General features: G+C 59.7%; 5 protein-coding genes and 1 tRNA gene. 3 read left to right on the top strand and 3 right to left on the bottom strand.

Annotation, left to right across the window (positions count from 1 at the left end; genetic code table 11):
* Position 1 precedes the first annotated feature (1 nt).
* Positions 2–74: transfer RNA gene (locus AC07T0_RS20720), tRNA-Glu, on the bottom strand.
* Between the two features lie 344 nt (positions 75–418).
* Between AC07T0_RS20720 and AC07T0_RS20715 the strand changes: the two genes are divergently transcribed.
* A complete protein-coding gene (locus AC07T0_RS20715; protein WP_495002972.1) occupies positions 419–1177 on the top strand; it encodes a hypothetical protein in 759 nt (252 codons plus the stop codon).
* Between the two features lie 67 nt (positions 1178–1244).
* Here AC07T0_RS20715 and AC07T0_RS20710 read toward each other — a convergent pair whose 3' ends face one another.
* Positions 1245–1589 carry a YggL family protein gene (locus tag AC07T0_RS20710; protein ID WP_495002971.1) on the bottom strand — a complete coding sequence of 115 codons (345 nt, stop codon included), beginning with the start codon at positions 1587–1589 and terminating at the stop codon, positions 1245–1247.
* 231 nt (positions 1590–1820) lie between these two features.
* Between AC07T0_RS20710 and dacB the strand changes: the two genes are divergently transcribed.
* The gene (gene dacB / locus AC07T0_RS20705) at positions 1821–3275 is read left to right on the top strand and encodes a D-alanyl-D-alanine carboxypeptidase/D-alanyl-D-alanine endopeptidase (RefSeq protein WP_495002970.1); all 1455 of its coding nucleotides are present in this window, start codon (positions 1821–1823) and stop codon (positions 3273–3275) included.
* A 39-nt stretch (positions 3276–3314) separates the two neighbouring features.
* On the opposite strand, the gene rlmKL is transcribed toward dacB, so the two are convergent.
* A complete protein-coding gene (rlmKL, locus tag AC07T0_RS20700) occupies positions 3315–5582 on the bottom strand; it encodes a bifunctional 23S rRNA (guanine(2069)-N(7))-methyltransferase RlmK/23S rRNA (guanine(2445)-N(2))-methyltransferase RlmL (RefSeq protein WP_495002969.1) in 2268 nt (755 codons plus the stop codon).
* A gap of 616 nt (positions 5583–6198) precedes the next feature.
* On the opposite strand from rlmKL, the gene rmf reads away from it, so the two are divergent.
* Complete coding sequence (gene rmf / locus AC07T0_RS20695) at positions 6199–6414, top strand: ribosome modulation factor (protein ID WP_002553055.1); 216 nt, start codon at positions 6199–6201, stop codon at positions 6412–6414.
* Positions 6415–6455: the final 41 nt, after the last annotated feature.

Genomic DNA, 6455 nt, shown 5'->3' with positions numbered 1-6455 from the left:
GCGTCCCCTAGGGGACTCGAACCCCTGTTACCGCCGTGAAAGGGCGGTGTCCTAGGCCACTAGACGAAGGGGACACACTACAACATTCACTCCCTGCCGCGCTTCGCTGTGTGCTTTACGCTGCAAGTGGCGCGCATTCTATGGATGGATCGAGGGGTCGTCAACCCCCAAGGATAAATTTATTTAAATCAATGACTTCGCCCCCCTTTATAGGGCTTTCCCGGCGCTCCTCGCGTCTGCCTCTTGGCGCCTATATTCTGGCGCTCTACAAGACGCTATAGTTCACCCCGGGAAATAGTGGCAATGTGCTCTATCCCTGACTCCCTGCAACACGTCGATCAACGCTATCGGCGCAAACGCCAAGCCACTACACTCGTTAGCATTACACCTTGAAGAGGTCTTAACGGTGACACCACTCATGATCACCCTGCTGGTCGCAGCCGGGATCTTTCTCCTGATCGCCATTGGCTTCCTCAACCATATGGCCGAAGGCCGCAAACTGGAGAAGGCCCGATTCAAGGTCGAACTCGCCGACCGTCTGCGCCGCTGCGGCGAAATCACCGAGACCTTCCCCGGCCAATTGATGAGCCCGGCCCTCAAGCTACTGCTGACACGTTTGGAACTCAACGTGAACCAGCGGCTGTTGAATATAGAAAAGACCAATAGCAAGTTCAAAACCCGGATAACCGAGCTCACGGCGCTGATCAGCCAGGGGGAATCGATTCCGGTCAACAACCCACCCAGCCCGATCCAGACCGAAGCCAAGGCCAAGGACGTACGCTTCCTACTGGAGGCGCTGCACGGCCAGATCACTCGTGCGGCCCAGGACGGTTTCCTGCCCGCCACTGAAGCCAAGCACTGGATCCGTGAAGTGCGACATATCCTGGTATTGCTGCATATCGAGTTCTTCAACAACCTCGGCCAGCATGCCCTGCAACAGGAGCAGCCAGGGCAGGCGCGCCTGGCCTTCGAGCGTGGCGTGCAATACCTGCGCAAGCAACCTGAACCAGCGGTCTACAACGAACAGCTGATCTTCATGGAAAAGCTCCTGGCCCGCGCCAACTCCATGGTGCTCACCAACATCAAACCGACCGAGGAAGATGTCAACGAACTGACCCAGGGTCTGAAGGATGTCGAGGCCGACGCCGACTGGAAGAAGAAAGCCATCTACGACTGATGGAATCGCAGGCATAAAAAAACGGACAAGCCAGGCTTGTCCGTTTTTTTATGTGCCTACCGGGAAATCAGGCGATCGGATTGATCGGCTTTTCCGGGTACCAGACGTCCATCAACGGGCTGACTTCAACGGAAGTCAGTTCGCTGCGGGTCTTGAGCCAGGCTTCAACGTTAGCGCGTTGTTCAGCGCTGACCGAGCCACGCTTCTGCAGGCAAACCAGACCGTAGTCATCGCCGCCGACATAGCCCAGACCGTTGGCTTCCATTGCTTCTTTCAGGAATGCGTCGAGGAAAACGTCGATAGCCTCTTCACTCAGGTCTTCTTTGAAATCCAGGTTCAGCTCGAAACCCAACTCCTGAAATTCATCGACGCACAGCTTTTTGCGCAGACGCTGGGAACGGTTAGTCGCCATGAAACAATCCTCAAAAGTAATAACGGGCGGCACTTTATCAGTTTAAGGCTGCAATTGCCCGGATCTGTGCTGACACCTGGTCGATCCGCAGAAAAAAATCGCCAATAGGCTACCGGCCCAAGGCCCCAGCTTCCCTGCCTTGGGGCATAATGCCGACACTTTCACGACCATTGAGGGATTTTTGTCGACATGCCCTCGTATTTTCCCCTCGACGGTAGGGTTCCACTTCATATGATCAAATCTTTACGTCCGCTGCTGCTCGCCGGCCTGCTTCTCCCCCTGGCCCTCCCTACCTACGCAGCGCCCGTCAACAACAGCCTCTCTCCCAAAGTCCAGCAGGCGCTCAGAGCCAGCAAGCTGCAAAACGACGCCCTGTCCCTGGTGATGCTGCCACTCGATGGCCCCGGCGTCCCCACCGTGGTCAATGCCGACGTGTCGGTGAACCCGGCCTCGACGATGAAACTGATCACCACCTACGCCGCCCTGGAAATGCTCGGCCCCAACCATCAGTGGAAAACCGAGTTCTACACCGACGGTACCCTGAGCAATGGCGTCCTGCAGGGCAACCTGTACCTCAAGGGCGGTGGCGACCCGAAGCTGAACATGGAAAAACTCTGGCTGCTGATGCGTGACCTGCGGGCCAACGGCGTGAACCAGGTGACCGGCGACCTGGTCCTCGACCGCAGCTTCTTCATCCAGCCCCAACTGCCGGAATTCAACGACGACGGTAACGACGAGAACAAGCCATTCCTGGTCAAGCCCGATGCGCTGATGGTCAACCTCAAGGCCCTGCGCTTCGTTGCCCGCAATGACTCGGGCAAGGTGCTGGTCTCGGTGGAACCGCCGATCGCCAGTATCCGCATCGACAACCAGATCAAGGTGGTCAATGCCAAGCAGTGCTCCGGTGACGTGCGCTACAACCCGGTGACCCAGGACGATGGCACCACCGTCGTCACCGTCAGCGGTCAATTGGCCGAGGGCTGCAGCTCGCAGACCTACCTATCGCTGCTCGACCACCCGACCTACGCCGCCGGTGCCGTGCGCGCCATCTGGCAGGAATTGGGCGGCAGTATCCATGGCAAGGACCGTTCCGACGTGGTGCCAAAAAGCGCCCACCTTCTGGCCCGCGCCTACTCGCCGGACCTGACGGAAATCATCCGCGACATCAACAAATACAGTAACAACACCATGGCCCAGCAACTGTTCCTGAGCCTGGGCGCGCAGTATCGCAACGACGCCGATGGCGATGACGCCAAGGCAGCGCAGCGGGTGGTGCGTCAGTGGCTGGCGAAAAAAGGCATCATCGCGCCGCATCTGGTGATGGAGAACGGCTCCGGCCTGTCCCGCGACGAGCGGGTCAGCGCGCGGGAAATGGCGAGCATGCTGCAATCGGCCTGGAAGAGTCCGTATGCCGCGGAGTTCATCAGTTCGCTGCCGATCGTCGGTACCGACGGCACCATGCGCAAACGCCTGAAGCAGACAGCCATGCGTGGCGAGGCGCATATCAAGACCGGGACCCTGAACACCGTGCGCGCCATTGCCGGCTTCAGCCGCGACGATAACGGCACCACCTGGGCGGTGGTGGCGATTCTCAACGACCCGAAACCCTGGGGCGCCTCATCGGTGCTCGATCAGGTGTTGCTGGACTTGTACCGCCAACCCAACGTGGCCGGCGCGGACGAATAACCCGAGGCCCTGAACATCAGGGCCCGGGATCCGTGGTGATCAGCGGGCGCTGATCTTCCAGGCGCGGTGAATCTTGCTGTTGCGGGCGAAATCAGGGTCCAGGGTCTGGGCGCTGATTTCCTCGACGGCATAACGCGTCGCCAGGTGCTCGTCCAACTGGAACTTGCGGAAGTTGTTGGAGAAATACAGCACGCCGCCAGGTGCCAGGCGAGCGACCGCCAGATCGAGCAACTGCACGTGGTCACGCTGGACGTCGAACACGCCTTCCATGCGCTTGGAGTTGGAGAAGGTCGGCGGATCGATGAAGATCAGATCGAACTCATCGCGACAGCTCTCCAGCCAGGCCATCACATCTCCCTGCTCCAGCCGGTTCTTGTCGGAGAAACCATTGAGCGACAGATTGCGCCGCGCCCAGTCCAGATAGGTTTTCGACAGGTCGACGCTGGTGGTGGTGCGCGCACCGCCCTTGGCCGCGTGCACACTGGCGGTCGCGGTGTAGCAGAACAGGTTGAGGAAGCGTTTGCCGGCCGCCTCTTTCTGGATCCGCAGGCGCATGGGCCGGTGGTCGAGAAACAGACCGGTGTCGAGATAATCGGTCAGGTTGACCAACAACTTCACACCGCCTTCGTTGACCTCGGTGAACTTGCCCTGGGCACTCTGGCGCTCGTATTGCTTGGTACCGCTCTGGCGCTCGCGGCGCTTGATGATCACCCGGCTCTTGTCGATATTCAGCGCCTGGGGAATCGCCGCCAGGGCATCGAACAGGCGGGCCTGGGCCTTTTCCGGGTCGATGGACTTGGGCGCGGCATACTCCTGGACGTGCACCCAGTCGTGGTACAGGTCGATGGCCAGCGAATATTCCGGCATATCGGCGTCATACACCCGATAGCAGTCGACCCCCTCGCGCCGGGCCCACTTGCCCAACAGCTTGAGATTCTTCTGCAAGCGGTTGGCGAACATCTGCCCGCCTTCGCTCAGGCGCGCCTGCTCGACCACCGGCGCGGGCGTCGGAGCCGGCTTGATCGGATTACCGTTCTTGTTGAATTTCGGCGCCTCGGCCACTTCCTGCGCCAGGACCTCGGCCTGTTCGCGTTCGATCTGCCGCTGTTCCGGTGTGCGACGCTCGCCGGTGACGAACTGATCCGGCACGACCTTGATCAACAGCAGCTTGCACGGCAAGGCGCCGTTCCAGAACGAGTACTGCTTGTGGCTGCGAATGCCCATGCGCTTGCCCAGGTCCGGGGCGCCGGTGAACACCGCCGCCTCCCAGTTCAGGCAGGACTGGCGCAGGCGCTCGCCGAGGTTCTGGTAGAGGTAGAGCAGGCTGGCTTCATCGCCCAGGCGTTCGCCGTAGGGTGGGTTGCAGATCACCAGGCCTTTCTGGTTCTGGTCCGGGCGTGGCTCAAAGGTCGCCACTTCGCCCTGGTAGACCTTGATCCACTCGCTCAGGCCGGCGCGCTCGATGTTGTTGCGCGCGGGCTGGATCAGCCGTGGATCGGCTTCATAACCGCGAATCCACAGCGGCGGCTTGGCCAGGCCGGCGTCGGCACGCTCGGTGGCTTCCTCGTGAAGCTTTTTCCACAGCGCCGGCACATGCCCGAGCCAGGCATCGAAGCCCCAGTGCACACGATTCAGGTTGGGCGCCATATCGGCGGCGATCATCCCCGCCTCCACCAGGAAGGTCCCGACACCACACATCGGGTCGGCCAGGGCTCCGCCTTCGGCGGCAATACGCGGCCAGCCGGCACGGATCAGGATCGCCGCCGCGAGGTTTTCCTTCAGCGGCGCGGCGCCCTGCTGCAGACGATAGCCACGCTGGTGCAGGCTGTGGCCGGACAGGTCAAGGGAAAGGATCGCTTCGCCACGGTCCAGGCGCAGGTGAATGCGCAGGTCCGGGCTGATCTTGTCGATGGACGGACGCTCGCCGGTCGGCGTACGCAGCTTGTCGACAATCGCATCCTTGACCTTCAAGGCGCCGAAATGGGTATTGTCGATGCCCGAGCCGTGACCACTGAACTCAACGGCCAGGGTGCCGTCGGAGACCATATGGTCCTGCCAGTCGACGTCCAGCACGCCGTGATAAAGGTCCTCGGCGTCCTTCATCGGGAAGCGTTTGAGCACCAGCAGCACGCGGTTGGCCAGTCGCGACCAGAGACACAGGCGATAGGCAGTCTCCATATCGGCCGTGCCACGAATGGCCGAGGTGTGCTCGCGCGCCTCCTCAAGGCCAAGCCCGACGGCTTCCTCAATGAGCAGGCCTTCAAGGCCTTTAGGGCAAGTGAGGAAGAGTTCGTAACGATCCGACATGGGAATTCCAGGGCTTCAAGCCTTCAAGGAACGGGCAAACGCATCGCCCGCTCGGTTTCGATCAAGCGCTTTTCTCGCAGAGCGCTCGTGTGGCGCACCATTGCGCCTGTCCACCCAGGCAGATCCTTCAACCCTTGGATTGAAAGAACCTTGATGCCTGGACAGCTCAACTCTCGTAATAAAAACCTTTTTAACAAAAACCTTCGTAACAAAAAGTCACATCGTGACCCTTCGTCGAATAATACCTGACCCCAACAGGTCGGTATTCGCAGTAGAGAATGAAACTCATCATTCATCTAAGGGCTGATCATAGCTGGGTTTTCTCCAGATACTCGAGCCTACGGCCATCACATCTTATGGCCTTAACACCATTATCGTTACGTCCTTATGACAAAACGGTCATTCACACGCCCCTGCGCATTGGTTAGAACTCACAACAGGTTGACGTCGCAATGGCGTCAACACCCCGCTCTCCCCCGAAATCGCCCAAGGGCCTTTTCGTACCAGAGCGGAGCTCGCCACGCCGGCAGCGAGCACCAACGGCAGATGCATTCTGCCTGATCTCGCCAAGAGGTCGACGGGACATATAACAGTCAACCAGTGAGGGCAACACCCTATGAGAAGACTTAAGCGTGATCCGTTGGAAAGAGCATTTTTACGCGGATATCAATACGGCGTTCATGGCAAATCCCGCGAGCTTTGCCCCTTTACTCTACCGTCGGTACGCCAAGCCTGGATCAATGGCTGGCGAGAAGGACGCGGCGACAACTGGGACGGTATGACCGGCACTGCGGGAATCCACAGACTCAACGAACTTCACGCTGTCGGCTGATCAGGGCACATTCCGACATAACAATTTGCGCAACAACCGAC

This window comes from Pseudomonas sp. GW821-FHT04D07, from assembly GCF_059420225.1.
The sequence above is the reverse complement of the archived record's forward strand: the minus strand, read 5'-3'. Positions and strand labels throughout refer to the sequence as shown.

Excerpts from the sequence above, each read along its gene's own strand:
- AC07T0_RS20715 (WP_495002972.1), top strand. The coding sequence starts at position 419 with ATGATCACCCTGCTGGTCGCAGCCGGGATCTTTCTCCTGATCGCCATT.
- AC07T0_RS20710 (WP_495002971.1), bottom strand. The coding sequence starts at position 1,589 with ATGGCGACTAACCGTTCCCAGCGTCTGCGCAAAAAGCTGTGCGTCGAT.
- dacB (WP_495002970.1), top strand. The coding sequence starts at position 1,821 with ATGATCAAATCTTTACGTCCGCTGCTGCTCGCCGGCCTGCTTCTCCCC.
- rlmKL (WP_495002969.1), bottom strand. The coding sequence starts at position 5,582 with ATGTCGGATCGTTACGAACTCTTCCTCACTTGCCCTAAAGGCCTTGAA.
- rmf (WP_002553055.1), top strand. The coding sequence starts at position 6,199 with ATGAGAAGACTTAAGCGTGATCCGTTGGAAAGAGCATTTTTACGCGGA.